The organism is Polaribacter aestuariivivens (genome assembly GCF_005885675.1).
Taxonomy (GTDB): domain Bacteria; phylum Bacteroidota; class Bacteroidia; order Flavobacteriales; family Flavobacteriaceae; genus Polaribacter; species Polaribacter aestuariivivens.
Genome location: NZ_VANR01000003.1, coordinates 14,842 through 35,926, shown reverse-complemented (window position 1 = coordinate 35,926; position 21,085 = coordinate 14,842). Strand labels below are relative to the sequence as shown.

Sequence of the window (21,085 nt, the reverse complement as noted above, 5' to 3'; positions counted from 1 at the left end):
TTTTCACAAACAAATATAATGTAAGTATGGCAATCAGTTACTTAAATTCATTTATAAAATTTACTTCAACTTTAAAAAGAACAAATTTTCTTATTTTTAGTTTTTTATCTATAATTACATTTTCACAAACGAATCCAGGAGGAGTTTCGGGGGCTAATTTGTGGTTAAAGTCAGATACTGGGGTTGCACCTTCATCAGGAACCTTAGCCTCATGGATAGACCAGACAAATAATAATCTAACCAATATTGTCGGAGATCCTCAAGTTACTTCCCAACAAGCAAACTTTAATTCAACCATAATTTTTGATGGTACTGATGACAGGGTTTCAATTCCTTATGATGTAAAATTAAATACTGCTCCATTTACTCTAAGTATACTGGTAAGTGCTAACCAATTGACAAATAGTGCAAGCATTATAAATAGTCTTCATACCTATTTTCTTTCAATTGATGGATATGCTATAGAAATAATTAGTGGACAGTGGGAGTTTTTGATGGGAGATGGTTCAGCTTTAACTAGTATTAGTGGGGGAGCAGTTGCCCTGAATGAATGGAAGCTCTTTACTGCTAAATATGATGGTTCCTCATCAACATTATATGTAGATGGTGAATTAGTAGGAACAAAAACAATATCTAATTATAATTCTAACTCACAAAAAAGTTTTAAAATAGCCCATTCAGAAACAAGTAGATCAGATCCTATATCTTTTTTTTCTGGAGATATTGCAGAGATTTCTTTTTTTGGTAAAGATTTGGTCTCTAGTGATCAAATAAAACTTGAAAGTTATTTGGCATTAAAATATGGAATCAGCTTAGATCCATCAGTTGCAAATTATACTAATTCGTCTGGTGCTTCTATATGGAATGATACTTCTTATTGGAATGATGTATTTGGAATTGGAAAGGATGATATTAGTGGGTTAAATCAGGTAAAATCTAATAGTATTAATACAGGTTCTGGTGATGGTAGTGGGCAAAGTGGAAAAGGAAATATTATTTTAAGCAACCCTTCATCTTTAGAGAATGGTGATTTTTTGATGATTGGCCATAATAATGGTGCTTTGACAGAACAACTGAACGATTTGCCATCAGGGTTATCAATGCTTAGACTAGGAAGGGAGTGGAAGGTAAAGCGCACAGGTGATCCAGGAACTGTTGATTTGGAATTTGACTTTAATGGAATTACTACTTCCGGAGGAACTACCAATGTCAATAATTACCGCTTGTTGATTGATTCAGACGGTGATGGAGATTTTACTACTGGTTTAGTTCAGCAAATTGTTCCAAATTCATTTGGAAGCTCAAAACTGATTTTTAATGGGGTAAATCTTCCAGATGGAGCTGTTTTGGCTTTTGCAACTGGTATTAATTCTGGACCTGGAGGTGTGTTGGGGTCTAACCTTTGGCTTAAAGCCGATGAAGGAGTAACCAACAGTGGAAGTAATCTGGCAGTTTGGGTAGATCAGAGTGGAAACAATACATTTACTGTTTCTGGAGATCCTCAAACAGGTGTGTCATCCATAAATTTTAATAATGCAATTGATTTTGATGGAACTGGTGATTATATGACCGGAAATACTGCCATTACCTTCCAAACTTTATATGCAGTAATTAAAAGAGATTTAGCTGGCAATGGAGGAGCTGTATTAAGTGTTTCTACACCCGATAGTAATCCACCGACAAATATAGGGTATATGATGCGAGGGCAGTCTATGTGGACTGGAAACAATAATATTTCTAATCTTCTTTATGCAGGATCCACCGGAAATTTGGGTACCGAAAAAGCGCGAATTGGAAACTTTCAAATAGTTCCAGGAAAGGGTGCCACAGAGCAACAAACATACATTGACGGACAGTTTTTTAGTACGATTAGTATTGCAGGAGGAGGTAGTTCAATGGAAAACTTTAGTGATATTCCATATGTAGGTAGAACGCAGTGGTCCAGTGATCCAAATTTTTTTCAGGGTCAAATGGCTGAGGTCATTATGTATCCTGTAGCTCATACAGCTTCAGAAAGGACTAGAATTCAATCCTATCTGGCAATAAAATACGGAATCAGCTTAGAGTCTTCAGTAGCAAATTATATCAATTCGGCAGGTAATTCAATATGGAGCAATACCTCTTATTGGAATGATGTTTTTGGTATAGGGAAAGATGATGTAAGTGGTTTAAACCAAACCCAATCCAACAGTATTAATACAGGTTCTGGTGATGGGACAGGTCAAAGCGGCAAAGGAAACATAATAATCAGCAATCCTTCTTCATTGGATGAAGGAGATTTCTTGATGATTGGCCATGATAATAAGTTATTTACTGATATAATATCTACAGACTTGCCTGCCTCTCAAGCTAATGTAAAGCGTTTGGCTCGTGAATGGAAGGTAGCCCACACAAATGATGTAGGAACAGTCAGTTTGAGCTTTAATACCCTTGGTCTATCAGGTCTTCCAATTGGGCTGATGAATTATAAGATGTTAATTGATTTGGATGGCAATGGCGATTTTACAAATGGTACAGTGTCGGTAATAGACGCAACCTCCATTATCTCAGGTATAATAACATTTGATAATGTTAAGCTACCAAGTGATGCTGTATTTACATTTGTCTTGGATTCTAATATTTCAACACCAGGGCCTGGAGTCACCGGATCTAATCTCTGGTTGAAAGCTAATGATGGAGTAACTGCTTCTGGTACTGATTTGACAGCTTGGTTAGATCAAACAGGAATTAATTCTTTTACCAAGATTGGTTCTGTAGGTTATAAGCAAAATGCACTAAACTTTAACCCTACTGTCGAAATACTAAACACTGGAGCACCTGCGGTTCCTCTGCCACCCAATAGATTGGATGGTAACTCTTCTATTGTCGCCCAAGAAGCTTATGCCGTTTATAAAACCAATTCAGATAAAAATGCTACTGTTATAGGTTCAACTATACAAAACCCTACAATTGGTAATGATACTCCAAATTGGGGGAAAGCTTTTTTTGGAGGGTTGTTAAGAAATTGGGCACTAGTAAGTGATAGATCTCCCTACGAATATTATGTAATTCCAGATTTGACCACTAAGTTCACTATCAATAATTACGATGTTGGTGCTACATTTGCTTCTAATCAATCTGCACGATTAAATGGAGCTTTCATTACAACATCTAGAAGAGGAAGCGACTGGTCTGAAATTGAATTAGTACCACTCATTGGTGCCACAAACAATCCAACTTCTTCAGGTTGGTTACCTTTAGATGGAGAAATCGCAGAAGTCTTAATGTACCCAAAATCATTGTCTATAGATGACAAAAAGAAAGTAGAATCATATTTAGCTATTAAATATGGTATTACTCTAGACAAATCTGTGTCAAATTATTTAAATTCAGCAGGTATTCCAGTATGGAATAATGCTACTTATTGGAACGATATTTTTGGAATTGGAAAAGATGACGCTAGTGGATTGAATCAAATTCAGTCCAACAGTATTAATACAGGTTCTGGTGATGGTACTGGGCAAAGTGGAAAAGCAAATATTGTACTTACTAATGCTAGCTCATTAGATAATGGTGATTTCTTATTAATTGGTCATAACAATGCAGTCTTAACAGAACAAACAACAGATTTACCGACCACGGAACTTGGTAAAAAAAGAGTTGTTAGAGAGTGGAAAGTGAAACATACTGGCAATGTAGGTACTGTAGATTTTACCTTTGATTTGAAAGGATTATGTTTACCAGGTAATTTTAATACTGATTTTACTTTATTAATTGATGAAGATGGAAATGGAGATTTTACAAACGGTACCATTTCAAAAGTAGTTGCCAATGCATTAGCTTCAGAAGTACTTACATTTAATGGAATTACACTAAATGATGGTGCTGTGTTTACAATTTTAGGAACACCAGCAAGTATTCGTTTAACTTCAGCTGTAGGTACAGATAATCAGAATGAATGTGAAAGTAGTCCAATTCAAAATATTGTTTATACTGGGGTAAATATCAATAACGCAACAGTTACAGGTTTGCCAGCAGGAGTCTCAGGAGTTTATGATCAAGTTGCAAAAACGTTTACTATTTCTGGAACCGCAACCTCAACTTCAGCAGGAGTATTTAATTATACAATAAGCACAACAAGTAATCAGTGTGCAGCAGCACCAACTATTTCAGGAAAAATCACAATAGTTGCCAATAACACAGTGTCTGCACCTTCTGCCACACCAACTTTAGAAAAAGATCAAACGTTAACAGCAATTACACACACTACAACAGGAGCAACAGGTATTGGTATAGCTACAAATTTACCTCCGGGTGTTTCTGCAGCTTGGGCAAATAATACCATAACTATAACAGGAACTCCAACTTTACCGGGAGTTTACAATTATACAATTCCTTTAACAGGTGGTTGTAGTACTATAAATGCAACCGGAACAATTACGGTTGAAGATACCAAAGATACAGATGGAGATGGTGTTATCGATTCTAGAGATTTAGATTCAGATAATGATGGTATTACTGATATAGATGAAGGCAAAGCGTCTACTGTCTCTTCCAGTATTGATACAGATAATGATGGCTCCTTTGATTACTTATCTACAGATAGTGACGGAGATGGTTGTGCAGACACAGACGAGGCTTATGGCGCAGGTACAGATACAAATACAAATGGACAATATGGAGCAACACCAACCTTAGCAAATGGAGGTGTAAATGCAAATGGACTAGTTATTGCTGCAGGTATTGCTCCATCAACTAGAGCATATGTTAAATCTCCTTTAGATTCTAATAATGATAATATCCAAGACTATAAACAGCTTTCTAAAGAAGTTGTTAGTATAACAACACAACCTGTAAATACAGCTGTTTCTATTACAGACACAGCAACTTTTACAGTAGTTCCTCAATTGCAAGGTACAGGTTTGGACCCAGTTTATCAATGGCAAGAAGACTCAGGAACAGGAACTTTTGCAGATATTGCAAATGGAGGTTTGTATAGTGGCGCAACTACTGCAACACTTTCAATAGCAAATCCACTATCAGATAAAAATGGCTTTAAATATAGATGTATTGTAAGTCCAGTAGCTAATGTATGTTTAAATCCACAAATCAGTACTGCAGCAATATTGACTGTAAATAAGCATCCAATTGTTCTTACAGACGATTCGTACACAATTTCACAATTAAGTGCAGCAGCCTCTCCTTTAGCTTTAAGTCCAAGTATTATTGCAAACGATACTTTTCTTGGAGTGCTACCAATTATTAATGGTGCAGGAAAAACAACAACACTTACTACAACTGGATCTGTAGTTTCTGGAATTATAATAGAAACAACAACAGGTAATATAACTGTAGATAACACTGTAGCTCCAGGTATATATACCTTGTCATACTCCTTATGTGAAGACGCAGACCCAACAAATTGTCAAACAGCAACTATTACTATTAATGTTTTATTAGACACAGATTTTGATGGTGTTGCAGATGTTAACGATTTAGATGATGATAATGATGGAATTTTGGATGTTAATGAAGTTTGTGCTACAGGGACCTATACTTTTGTTAACCCAAATCAAATAGATGGGACAGTAGATGGTTCTAATTTCACATTAACAGGAGTTAGCAATAATGGAGCACCGTGGACTTCGGCAGATGTAACATCGGCAAATTTCAGTTCCCCAAGTTCATTTTTTAGTCCTTCCGCAGGTGTACTACCTGCAATTAAATATGGTGGTGGTACAGGAGGTCGAGGCTCATTTACACTAGCAGGTGGTGAAACAAGGATTATTCGTTTTCACATTGCACAACTTGCAGGAAACACACTTACATTCTCTGAGCCATTTAGAATTATAACAACTGGCAATGCTGCGCTCTCTAGTAGTTCTGATACAACGTTAACAGGCGTAGCTGTACCAGGTGGAGATGCCAATGGTACGATTGAATTTTTAAATCCAATTAATTCAGTAAGTTGGTCTACAACAACTGTAGGTCCGAGTCCAAATGAAGGAGATGGTTTTTTTATCGCAGTTTTAGCCTGTGATGTTGATACAGATGGAGATGGACTTCTAAATTCTTTAGATTTAGACTCAGATGGCGATTCTTGTAATGATGTTGTTGAAGTTTATGGTTTAAGTGCAGATTCTGATAATGATGGTATTTATGGAACAGGCAATCCTACAGTAGATGCCAACGGATTAGTAACCGCAGCTGGAATTTCAGGTTCAGCTTATGTAACACTTCCTGGAGATGCAGATAGCAATGGTACAAACGATTATTTACAACCATCTATTACAGCTCAAAGTATAAAAACAAATCCAAATTCAACATACACCATAAATTCTGGAGACAACGCAACAATAGTTGTAGCGTTAAACACAATTGGTTCAGGTACGCAACCAATTTTGCAGTGGCAAACAACCACTCCAGGTGCAACAACTTGGGTCAATATTGCAGACGATGCAACATATTCTGGAACAAACACCTTAAGCTTAACAATTTCTTCAGCAAGGTTTTCTTTAAATAATAGTTTGTATAGGCTACAGGTTTCAAATCCTTCAGTAATTTGTGGTTCAACTTTTGAGTCGAGTTCTGCAAAATTAGTGGTTAATCCAGATTCTATAGTTGCTAATGACGATACAGTATCAGCACCAGAAAATAATCCACAAGTTTTAACTGCTAACATTTTGTCTAATGATGAATTAAATGCAGTTTCAGTTAATAATGCAGACGTAACAATAACTACTGTTGGTTCTGTTCCTACAGGAATAATATTAGATTTATCAACAGGAGAATTAACTACAAATGGTACAATACCAGTTGGTGTATATACTTTTGATTATCAAGTATGTGAAAATATAGATCCTACAAACTGTACAACAGCAACAATTTCTATCACAATTTTAAAAGATACAGATGGAGATTTAGTAGCAGACATTAACGATTTAGATGATGATAATGATGGTATTTTAGACACTGTTGAAGATGCAGCAAATAATGATGTAGATTCAGATGGAATCATCAATTCTTTAGATACAGATTCTGATAACGATGCTTGTAATGATGTAAATGAAGTTTATGGAGCAAATACAGATGCTGATAATAATGGTAAATATGGTTCTGGTAATCCAGCTGTAGACGCTAATGGTTTAGTTATTGCAGCAGGTGTAACAAGCAATGTTTACAATACATTACCTTCAGACAAAGATACTAATGGGACGGATGATTTTCTACAAGCTTCTAAAGCAGTAACAGGTTTTACAGTTCAGCCTAAAGATCATTTAACAAATATTAATAGAACCGTTACTTTTTCTGGTAATCCATTAACAACTGGTACAGGTACAGATGTTATTTATCAATGGCAAGTTAATATTGGTGGTACTTCTACTTGGACAAACGTTACAGATAATGCATTTTATACAGGGGCTACAACTCCAGACTTAAAAGTAGTTCCTAATAATAGTTCTTTTAATAGCAATCAATATAGATTAGTGGTAAGCACACCATCATTTGTATGTGATACTAATGTTACATCTAATGCAGCAGTATTATCAATTATTTCTAACATTATTAATGCAAATAATGACGCTGCTACAGTGGTTGAAAACACGGCTAACTCAAATGTTGTTAATGTCTTAAATAACGATCTTTTAAACAATGCAATTGCAAATATTGCTGATGTAAACTTAACTCAAATAAGTGTTACCAACACAGGTATTTCGTTAAACCTTAATTCTGGTAATATAGAAATAACAAGTGCAGTTTCTGCAGGAATTTATTTCTTAGAATACAAATTGTGCGAAATTGTAGATCCATTAAATTGTTCAAACGGAATCGTAACCATTGTTGTTCAAAGAGACACTGATGGAGATGGAATTCCAGATGCAAGAGATCCAGATATAGATAATGATGGAAATCCTAATACAACAGATCCAAACACAAATTTACCTGTTGCAAATGGAGATTCAGGTAATGTAAAAGTAGGGCAACCAACAGAAATAGATATTTTAACGAATGACGATTTTCTTCCAGGAGCAAATACAACAATTACACAGATTTCAGGTGGTACAGCTTTGGGGACTGTTAGCTTTAACAACTCTACAGGAAAATTAACTTATACACCAACTTTAGCAGAAGCAGGAAAAACAGTTACCATTGTTTATGAAGTAACAAATATACCTACTTCAGTTTCTAAAAGAGCAACTGTAACATTAACGGTTGATGATGAAGCAGATTTAAGTTTAGCAATTTCAGTAAATAATACAACTCCAAATGTAGGAAGCACAATTATATTTACAATTGAAGTTACTAACAATGGTCCAAGCAACGTAACCAATTTAGATGTTTTAAGCAAATTGGCATCAGGTTATACTTTTGTAAGTGCAACTGCTATTCAAGGAACTTATGATGAAGTTTCAGGGAATTGGTTTATAAACTCTTTAAACAATGCAGCAACAAACACTTTAAATATTACAGCATCTGTAAATCCTACAGGTATATATACTCAAGAAGCAGAAGTTGCTTTTGCAGATCAAACAGATCCAGATTCTACTCCTGGAAATGGAAATACTACTGAAGATGATTTTGCGAGTGTTGTTGTAAACCCTATTCCACAAGCAAACTTGGTTACAGTACTTTCTGTAAATAATAGCACACCAAATGAAGGTGACGAAATTACCTATCAAATTAAAGTAAAAAATAATGGTCCAAGTAACGCATCTAATGTAGGTTTAACATTTGCTTTACCAGCAGGAGTTACCTATAAATCTGACGATTCTAGTGGTGATTATAATAGCGCAACAGGAGTTTGGACTCTTGGAAATATTTTAAATAATCAAAGTGATGTTTTACATATTGTTGCAACAATTAATGCAGCAACTGCAGGATCTACAATTATAGGAACTGTTTCATCTACTGCTTCAGGAACTGAAGTTGATGCAACAACAACTGGAGATGTTTTAACAGCTCCACTTACTGTAGGTCAAGCAAGTTTAACTACAACAATTACTGTAGATAATGCAGCTCCAAATGAAGGAGATACTGTAAAATATACTATTACAATTTCTAATGCAGGACCTAACACAGCTACAGGTATAAAATTAACATCAATTTTACCTTCAGGATTAACTTTTGTAAGTGATAACAGTGGAGGAACATATAACTCTGCAACCGGTCTTTGGACTCCAGCTTCAATTGCAAGTGGATCCAATGCAAGTATAGAAATTACAGCAACTGTTAACTCAGGTACAGCAGGAACTACAATTACAACTCCTGTCAACGCTTTAGTAACCAATCAACAAGCAACAAATGCGTTGCCAGCAGCTGCAAATATTAATGTGAAAAGTATCGATTTAGTTACCATAATTTCTGTAGATAACACAACCCCAAATGAAGGAGAAACTATTAAATACACAATTTCTGTTACAAATAATGGTCCAGATGTAGCAACAAATGTTTCTTTAACCGATGTTTTACCTACAGGTATTACTTATGTTTCAGATAATGGAACAGGAACTTATGTTTCAGCAACAGGTATTTGGACAGCAGGTACAATTGCAATTGGAGCTTCAAAATCATTAGAAATTACTGCTACAGTAGATGCAGCAACAGCAGGTTCTCATATTGTAAATACAGTAACTTCTGTAACTTCTACAGAAACAGATACTACGACTTCAGGAGATACTTTAAGTACTACAATTAGTGTATCTAATATCAACTTAGTAACTAATATAAGTGTTGGTAACCCTACACCAAATGTAAATGCACCAAATACAATTACAATTTCCGTTACAAATACAAGTTTAGGTGGCGCAACAGGCGTTTCATTAACAAGTTTAATTCCTTCTGGATTAACTTATGTTAGTAATGTTGCAAGTGCAGGAACATATAATGATGCAACAGGAGTTTGGACAATTGGAAATATTAGTGGAGGAAGTTCAGTAAATTTAGTGTTAAATGTAACTGCAGACTCTAATCAAGGAAATCAAACAATTACTATTTCAACTACAGCTGCTGCTGGAAATCAAACAGATCCAACAACAGTTGGTGACGTTTTAACAACTGATATTATTCCTACTTCCGCAAACTTAATTACTATTTTTTCAGTAGATAATTCTGTTCCAAATGAAGGAGATACAGTCGTGTTTTCAATTAGAGTAAGAAATGCAGGACCAAGTGATGAAACAAATGTTAGTCTTACTACAGATACTTGGCCTTTAAGCGGTTTAACTTTTGTAAGTGATAATAGTGTTGGAGCTTATAACAATACAACAGGAGTTTGGACAATAGGTAACTTAGCTTCTGGAGCAACAAAAACATTAAATATAACTGCGTCTGTAAACTTAGCTTCAGGTGGAAATACTTATACTTTTAAATCTACAAACCCTGCAACAGGAGATCAAGTAGATACAATTACAACTGGAGATGTGTTATCAACTTCATTAACCGTTCAATCTGCAAAATTAGCAACAAGCATTGCTGTAAATAATAGTACTCCAAATGAAGGAGATACAGTAATTTATACAATTACAGTTGTTAATAATGGTCCATCAACAGATAACAATGTTAGTTTAACAAGTTTATTACCTACAGGATTAACTTATGTAAGTGATACCCCAAGTAAAGGTTCTTATAATGCTGGCTCTGGATTATGGAGTATTGGGGCTTTAACAAATGGAGACACAGAAACGTTGGTATTAAATGCAACTGTAAATTCTGGTACAGGAGGAACTACGATTACATCAACCACTACAGCTGCCTTGGGTGATCAAACAGATACATCAGTTTTAAATCCAAATTTATCTACATCTATAAATGTAACCAGCTCAAACTTAGTTACTGTAAAAACGGTGAATAATACTTTACCAGATGAAGGAGATACTATAATCTACAGTATTAATGTTACCAATAATGGACCTAATGATGAAACAAATGTATCACTTACAGATAATTTACCAAGTGGAATTACTTTTGTAAGTGCATCAGCAACAACAGGTTCTTATTCAAATACTACAGGTGTTTGGACAATAGGAAACATAACAAATGGAGATACAGAAACACTAAACATAACAGCAACAGTTAATGCAGGTACAAATGGCTCAACTATTACAAATACAACTTCGGCTGCAAATGGTGATCAAGCAGACCCAACAACTGTAGGAGATGTTTTAAGTGCTGATATTACAGTTACAGTTTCAGATATAATAACCGTATTAACTGTAAACAACAACACTCCAAATGTGGGCGATTCTGTTATTTACACGATTAACGTTACTAATAATGGAGTTAATGATGATACCAATGTATCATTAACAACAGATATTTTAAGCACAATATCTGGTTTAACCTTTGTAAGTGATGATGCTGGTGCTAATTATGATGAGACTTCAGGTGTATGGACAATTGGAGGCATTCTTTCTGGAGAAACCAAAACATTAAATATTGTAGCTACTGTAGGTAATAATACTGGTGGAAATGCAATAACATTTAATACAGGTGCAGCTGCAGGAGATCAAGCTGATCCAACAACAAATGGTGATGTTTTAGTTGCAACCATTAATGTTACGAGTTCTAATTTAGTAACTACAATTTTAGTAGATAACTCAAATCCAAATGAAGGAGATACTGTTAATTATACCATTAATGTTGTAAATAATGGACCAAATGATGAAACTAATGTAACTTTAGAAGATAGTTTACCAACAGGTATTTCTTTTGTATCAGCATCTACAACAAGTGGAAGTTATTCTAGTGGAACTGGAGTTTGGACTATTGGAAATATACCAAAATACACCACAGCAAGTTTAGTTATTTCTGGAATAGTAAATGCAGGTACTTCTGGACAAACAATTACAAATACTATTGCAAATAGAGCTTCAGGAGACCAAGCAGACCCAACAACTGCTGGAGATTCTTTAACTGCCTCATTAACAGTTTCTAGTTCTAATCTAGTTACTACAATTTTAGTTGATAACCCAACACCTAATCAAGGTGATGCTGTTATTTATACGATACAAGTTAGAAATAATGGACCAAATGATGAGACAGGTGTTAATTTAACAAGTTTATTACCAACAGGAATTAATTTTTCATCAGCAGTACCTAATTCAGGTACATATAATCAAACTACTGGAGTTTGGAGTATAGGAAACTTAGCAAAGAACAATTCAACAACGTTATTATTAATTGGTACTGTAGATGCTAATGCTGCCTTATTAGGAACAATTACAACGACAACAACTGCTGCACAAGGAAACATTATTGACACAAATACTTCTGGCGATATTTTATCAGCAGTAATTAAAGTAACTCAAGCAGATTTAATCACAACAATTTCTTCAAATAATACAACTCCAAATGAAGGAGATACTGTAGAAATTAGAATTAAAGTAACCAATAATGGTCCAAATGACGAAACCAATACAAGTTTAACTTCTATTTTACCAACTGGCTTAACATATGTTAGTGATAATGCAAGTGGAAGTTATAACCATGCAACTGGCTTATGGAACCTTGGTAGTATTAGTAAAAATAATAGTAAAACATTAATAATTTCTGCAAAAGTAAATGCAAATACAGCAGGTCAAACTATTGTAGCAACAACAACCTCTGCAAATGGAGATCAAACAGACCCAAGTGCTGCTAAAGATAAATTATCAACTACGCTAAATATTGGTAATGCTGCAGATATCGTTTTAAGTAAAACTGTAGATAACAATACTCCAAACGAAGGAGATACAATTAACTACACGATTAGTGTTACTAATAGAGGACCTGCCAATGCAACAAATCTTGTAATTACAGATGTGTTGCCTACAGGTTTAACTTTTGTAAGTGAATTTGCTGGGTCAGGAGTTTGGAATTCCTCAGCATCAACTTGGACGCTGGCAACATTGCCATCAGGCGAAACAAGAAATTTAATTATTCAAGCAACTGTAAACGCTGGTACAGCAGGAACAAGTATTACAAATACAATTTCTAATACTCAAGACCAAACAGATTCTAATTCAACTGCAGATGATGATTCAGAAACAATTTCTGTAAATCAAATTGATTTATTTACGGTAAAAACAGTAAATAATTCATCACCAAATGTAGGAGATACAGTTACTTATTCTATAAAAGTAACAAATGCTACAGGTTCAAATACTGCAACAAATGTTGTTTTAACAGATGTTTTACCAACAGGTGTTACTTATGTTTCTGATAATGGATCAGGAACCTTCAACAGTACAACAGGAATTTGGACAATAGGTACTTTGTCTCAAGGAGCTAGTAAAACCTTATTAATTGATGCAAAAATTAATTTAGGAACTGGTGGAAATACAATTGTGAACACTGCAAGTGCTGCAACAGCAGATCAAGCAGATTCTAACGCTACACCAGATTCATTAGCTGCTTCTTTAACAGTAACGAGTACCAATTTAATTACTACAAAAACAGTAGATAACACTTCACCAACAGAAGGTCAAACGATTGTTTATACCATTACTGTAAATAATAATTCTGGAAACAATGCAACAGGCGTTACTTTAACTGATAGATTGCCAATTGGGGTAACTTATGTAAGCGATGATGCTGCTGGAAATTACAACCCTACTTCAGGAATTTGGTCAATTGGAAATATTGCAACAAATAGTACTGAAACGTTAAATATTACTGCAACTGTAAACTCAGGAACAGGTAACACAAGTATTACAAATACAACTATTGCTGCCTCAGGAAATCAATCAGACCCAACAACTGTTGGAGATGATTTAACAGCTACTATTAGTGTAATTAGTGCAGATTTAGTTACTGTAAACACTGTAAATGTTACAGAAGCAAATGTAGGAGACTCAGTTACTTACACATTAACGGTTACTAATAATGGTCCAAGCACAGCTACAAATATTTCTTTAATTGATATTTTACCAACAGGCGTAACCTACGTTTCAGATACTGGTTCTGGCACTTATACTGCAGCAACAGGAGTTTGGTCTATTACATCTTTGGCAAGTGGAAATTCTACTTCTTTAGATATTGTGACAACAGTAAATGCAAGTGCTGCAGGTAAAACTGTAAACAATGTAGTTAGTCAAACCGCACAAGCAACAGAAGTAGACCCAACAACTGTAAATGATGTTTTAACTTCATCTTTTAAGGTACTTTCTAATGATTTAAGTACAAATTTAACTGTTAATAAAGGAAACCCTAATGAAGGAGAAACCATCATTTATAACTTAACAGTTACTAATAATGGACCAAGTGATGCAACAGGAGTAACAATAACAGAAAGCCTACCAACAGGTGTAACTTATGTAAGTCACACCTCTACAACAGGTTCTTACAATACAGCAACTGGTTTATGGTCGATTGGAAATTTATCTAAAAATGTAACTGCAAGTTTAGCAATAACTGCAACTGTAGATGCTGGAACGGGTGGTACAACAATTACCAACACAACATCTGCTGCAACTGCAAATAATAATGATCCTTTAGCAACAAACAATTCAGATAGCGTAGCTATTACTATTGGAAATTTAGCGGATATTGTTTTAACAAATGTAGTTGACAATGCTACACCAAATGTTGGCGATGTAGTAACATTTACGATTACTGCTAAAAATAATGGTCCAACAAGAGTAGACAACCTAGTTGTTAAAAATTTGGTTCCAGCTGGTTTAAGCGCAACAGTAATTACACCAAGTACAGGTGCTTGGATTTCACCAAATTGGAACATTGGTTCTTTAGCAATTGGAACAACAGAAACTTTAACCATTGTTGCTACCGTAAATTCTGGTACTGGTGGATTAACATTAACAAACGTAGTTTCAAACACTCAAACGCAAATAGATACCAATCTTACTGCAGATGATTTTAACGAGAGTATAACAATTACCAATTCAAACTTAGTAACAACAAAAACAGTAAACAACACTTCTCCAAATGAAGGAGATACTGTAAGATATACTATTTCCGTAAAGAATGATGGACCAAGTAATGCAACAAACGTTCGTTTAACAGATATGTTACCAAATGGCGTAACTTACCTTAATGACGATGCTTCTGGAGCATACAATGCAGCTTCAGGAATTTGGACAATTGGTAATATCGCAAATGGTGCAACAGCAAGATTAAATATTGATGCAACAGTAAATGCAGGAACTGCAGGAACATCAATTGTAAACATTACAACTGTTGCAACAGGAGATCAAACTGATGCAACTACTAATGGAGACATATTAAATGCATCAATTTCTGTTGCTAGTTCAGAATTAGTAACTAAGATTTCTGCGGATAATTTAAACCCTAATGAAGGTGATATCGTTACTTATTCCATATTAGTAAATAATCAGGGTCCAAATGATGCTACGAATGTTTCTTTAACATCTCTTTTACCAAATGATTTAACTTTGGATAGCTTTATAGCACCAAGTGGCACAAACTTTAACTCAGGTTCTGGCTTGTGGTCTATTGGTAATATTTCAAGTGGGAATTCTAAAGAACTCAAAATTTTAGCAAAAGTAAGTATTGGTTCTAATAGAAAAACAATAACAACAACAACTACAGCTGCTGTTGGAGATCAAACAGATCCAAATACAATACCAGACCTTTTATCTGTTGATGTTGTTGTTGCAAATAATTCAGATATTGTTGTAACAAAAACGGTAGACAACAATACTCCAAATATTGGAGATGTTTTAACCTATACAATTACAGTAGAAAATAAGTCAGGTGCAGAAGTTTCAAATTTCGTATTAACAGACGTTTTACCAATAGGTTTAACTTTTGGAACTGCTTCAGTGACATCTGGTGTTTGGAATGCTCCAAATTGGTCCATTTCAAAATTATCTGTAAATGACCCACAAACCTTAACTGTACAAGCAAGTGTGGATGCAGGTTCTGGAGGATTAACATTAACAAACGTAGTTTCTCATACCCAGAATCAAAAAGATACAAATGCAACAGTAGACGACTTAACTGAAACAGTTGTTGTAACATCTGCAGACTTGATAACTAAAATATCTGTAGATAACACAACTCCTAATGAAGGTGATACGATTATTTATTCAATTCAAGTTTCAAACAACGGCATGAGTGATGCTACAGGTGTTAATTTGATAGATAATCTTCCAACAGGTATTACTTATGTAAATCATTCTAGTACTGCTGGAAGTTACAATGTAGGATCTGGTATTTGGAATGGTTTTAACATAAATAATGGTGCTTCTGAAACCCTAACAATTACAGGAATTGTTAATGCAGGAACAGGAGGTTCTATAATTACAAATACAACTTCAACTGCAAAAAGTAACCAATCAGATCCAGGAACAAATGGAGATATTACTAGTGCTATAATAAATGTAACAAGTACAAATTTAGTTACAGTAAAAACAGTAGATATTGCAGTACCAAATGAAGGTGCTACCATCGTTTATAATATTAAAGTTACAAACAACGGACCTTCAGAGTCAACCAATGTAACCTTAACAGACGTTTTACCTGCTGGTGTTACTTATATTTCTGATGATTCTAATGGAACATATAACAATACAACAGGACTTTGGAATATTGGAACAATAATAAACGGAGCAGTTAAAAACTTAAATATTTCTGCAAAAGTTGATGCAGGAACAGGAGTTTTACAAACACCAATTGTAAATACAACAACTGCAGCAAAAGGAGATCAATCAGATCCAACAAACTCTGGAGATATTTTAAGTGCGTCAATTAATGTTACAAGTGTAGATTTGGTTACCACTAAATCTGTAAACATCCAAAATCCTGATGAAGGACAAACTATTGAATACACAATTAAAGTTGTTAATAATGGACCAAGTAATGCTACAAATGTAAGTTTAATAGATAAATTACCTTCAGGAGTAACTTATTTAAGTGATAATACTTCTGGAGCATATAATGCAACAACAGGAGTTTGGACAATTGGAACTTTAGCAAATGCATCTACAAAAATTTTAAAATTAAGAGCAATTGTAGATGCAGGTCAAGGAGGAAACACAATCACAAATACAACTACTGCAGCAATAGGAGACGAATCAGATTCTGTAACAACAACAGATGTGCTTTCATCTACAATTATAGTATCTAGTGCAGATTTAATTACAAAGAAATCGGTAACTACAAGTAGCAATGATGGAACTTCTTTTGAAGGTGAAGAGGTAACCTATACAATTTCGGTTTTTAATAATGGAAACTCAGATGCAACAGATGTTTCTTTAACAGACATTTTACCAGTTGGAGTAACCTATGTAACTCATACAACTACAAATGGTATTTACAACAATGGTTCAGGACATTGGATAATTGGTAACATACTAAACCAAGAAACTGTTACTTTAAACATTAAAGCTACTGTAAATAGTGGTCAAGCAGGAAATACAATTACAAATACAACCACAAAAGCAATTGGAGACCAATCTGACCCAACAGATGCTGGAAACGAACTTTCTGCAACACTCATAATAGATAACCTATCTGATATTGTGTTAACAAAAGTTGTTGATAATCCAACACCTAATATTGGTGATGTAATTACATATACAATTACTGCAACAAATAATGGGCCAGCATTAGTAACCAATTTAAATGTTACAGATGCTTTGCCAGCTGGTTTAACATATGGAGTTGTAACACCTAGTCAAGGTACTTGGACATTACCTAATTGGCAAGTAAGTTCTTTAGCAGTTGGAAGCTCTGCAACATTAACAGTAAAAGCAATTGTTGGCTTAGGAATTGGAGGACAAACATTGGTAAATACAATTAGTAAAACACATGACCAAACAGATTCAAATATAACTCCAGACGATTTAACAGAAAGCATTAACATAACTAGTTCAGAACTTGTTACAACAAAAACAACTAATTTATCATTGGTAAATGAAGGAGATAATATTATATATACTATTAAAGTTGAAAACCAAGGACCAAATGATGCAACAGGAGTAAATTTAACAGATTTATTGCCTTCTGATGTTTCATATGTTAGCGATACTAGTAATGGAACTTACAATCCAGGTTCTGGTTTATGGATTTTAGGAAATGTTCCAAACGGAACTTCAAAAACTTTAAATATTACAGCGAAAGTAAACCCTGGAACGAGTGGACAAATAATTACAAACACAACAACTGCTGCAAACGGAAAGCAATCTGATCCTGATGCTGTAAGTGATGTTTTATCAGCATCTGTTTCAGTTATAAGTGAGTCTGACATTGTTTTATCTAAAATTGTAGATAATAAAAATCCGAACGAAGGAGACATTATAACGTACACCATAAGTGTTAAAAATAATGGTGGAGCAACAGCTACAAACTTAGTAGTTACAGATAATTTACCAAGCGGATTAACTTATCTTACAGGAATAACAAGTAGTGGAAATTGGACAGCACCAAATTGGAACGTTGGCTCTTTGGCCCCAGGAAATACAGCTACACTAACATTACAAGCAAAGGTAGATGTAGGTTCTCAAGGTTTAACTTTAGTAAATACAATTACCAATACACAAGATCAAACGGATACAAATATAACTGCAGATGATAATTCTGAATCTATTGCTGTAACAAGTTCAGATTTAGAAGTTGTAAAAACTGTAACGAATCAATCACCTAACGAAGGAGATACTATTATTTACAAGATTACAGTAGAAAATAAAGGCCCTAATGATGCTACAGGTGTTAGTTTGGTAGATGTTTTACCAAGTGGCGTAACTTATGCTGGTCATTTTGCGAATGTTGGAAATTACAATCAAGGTTCAGGATTTTGGAATATTGGAACTATTAATAATGGAGATATTGTTACGCTTACAATTAATGTAACTGTAGATGCTGGAACTTCACAAAATACTATTACAAATACAACATCTAATTTAGTTGCAGATCAAGCAGATCCAGATACTTCTAATAACGTTGGAGAAGTAATTATAACACCAGGTTCTTCTATTGATTTAAGTCTTACAACAAGAGTTTTAGGGAATAATACAACACCAATTATTGGTGATATTATAAGTTACGAAGTTGTAGTTGCAAACGATGGACCAAACCTAGCCACAGGAATAATTGTAAAAGATCTATTACCTTCAGGTTTAAAATTTGTAAAATACAATAGTTCTAGTATTTATAATGATGTAACAGGAGATTGGAATGTTGGCTCTCTTGCAAAAGATGAAACAAAAATTCTTTTTATTGAAGCTGAAGTTTTGGGAATTGGAGTTTATGAAAATTGTGCAGAAATTACTGCTGCAGATCAAATAGATTCAGATTCTACACCTGGAAATGGAATTACAACAGAAGACGATTATGCGTGTGCAAATGTTGTTCCACAAGTTAATGCAGATGTTGTAGTATCTATAACAGTTGACAATAATAATCCAAATGAAGCAGACGTTATTATGTACACAATTACAGCTACAAATAACGGACCATCAACTGCTACAAATCTTATTATTGCTAATGTGTTACCAGTAGGATTAACCTATGTTGGAGCAACACCAAGTGAAGGAATTTGGACAGCTCCAACTTGGAATATTGGCTCTTTAATATCCGGAACTACAGAAACCTTAACAATTAGAGCTTTAGTTGGTGCAGGAACTGGAGGTACTACTTTAATTAGTACAATTTCTAAAACACAAGACCAATCTGATTTAAATTCTTCAACAGACGATTTAGAAGAAAGCATTACAGTCACAAACTCAGACTTAGAAGTTGTAAAAACAGTAAGTAATGCATCACCAAATGAAGGAGAATCGATCGTATATCAAATTACAATTACCAACAATGGACCAAATGACGCTACAAATGTTTCTATAGAAGATGTCTTGCCAACAGGAGTTTCGTACTTAAGTTCTACTTCAGTAAATGGAACGTATAATCCAGCAACTGGTTTATGGAATATTGGCACCATAACAAATGGCTCAAACGCAGTTTTAGAAATTACAGCAACTGTAAATACAGGTACAACAGGTCAAGTAATTACCAATACAACCTCTAATTTAAGAGCTAATCAATCAGATTCTGATACATCAAACAATGTTGGTTCAGTTTCAATTACACCAGGTTCTGTAGTAGATGTTAGCGTTTCTAAAAAGTTATTAGGAAACACAATTCCTAACGTTGGTGATATTATAAGTTATGAAATTTCAGTTACAAATTTTGGACCAAATACAGCCACAGGAGTTGTTGTAAAAGACCTTTTACCTTCAGGTTTAAAATATATAAAACACACAAGTTCTAGCCCTTATGACAATGTTACTGGAAATTGGAATGTTGGTATTGTTAATAAAGATGAAGTCAAAATTCTTATTATTGAAGTTGAAGTGCTTCCTTCTGGAAATTATGAAAACTGTGCAGAAGTACAAACAATTAATCAAGGAGACTCTAATATAGTAAACAATAAATCGTGTGTAACATTTACAGCATCTTCCGTTGCAGATTTAGAGTTAAGAATGCAAGTAGATAATCAAAACCCTACTGTAGATGAAAATATTACGTTTACAGTAACTTTACTAAACAACGGACCAAGTGAAGCTACAAATGTACAAGTTACAAGTTTGCTTCCTTCAGGATATCAGTTTGTAAATGTTACAAGTTCTTTAGGAACTTATGAAGAATCTACAGGAATTTGGACTATTAACTTAATACAAACAAATACAACAGAAACGTTAAATATTACAGCGAAAGTTTTAAACATAGGAAATTGGGTAAGTACTGCTGAGGTTACAGCTTCTGGCACTACAGATCCAGATTCTATACCTGGAAATGGCAATAATACAGAAGACGATTTTGTAGAAATCACAACAATATCTCCAAATATTGTGATAAAAGTTCCAGAAACATTTACACCAAATGGAGATACTATCAACGAAACTTTTGAAATACCTAATTTACATGTAGAATATCCTAAATTTAGAATTCAAATTGTAAATAGATATGGTTATAAATTATTTGAATACCAACATAATGGAAACCCAAATAGTAAACCAATTTCTTGGGACGGAACATCATTAAATAATGGATTACTCCCAACAGGAGCTTATTTTTACACAATATATTTCAACGATGGAAACAGATCACCAAAAACAGGTTGGGTATATTTAAGAAGATAAAAAATAAAGAA

General features: G+C 34.3%; 1 protein-coding gene. It reads left to right on the top strand.

The window, feature by feature from the left end; genetic code table 11:
• Positions 1-26 precede the first annotated feature (26 nt).
• Positions 27-21,074, top strand: a complete 21,048-nt coding sequence (locus FDT66_RS06145) for an isopeptide-forming domain-containing fimbrial protein (RefSeq protein ID WP_138535290.1) — start codon at positions 27-29, stop codon at positions 21,072-21,074.
• Positions 21,075-21,085: the final 11 nt, after the last annotated feature.

What these genes read in the sequence shown, in the direction of transcription:
- FDT66_RS06145 (WP_138535290.1), top strand. Translation starts at nt 27, where the DNA reads ATGGCAATCAGTTACTTAAATTCATTTATAAAATTTACTTCAACTTTA.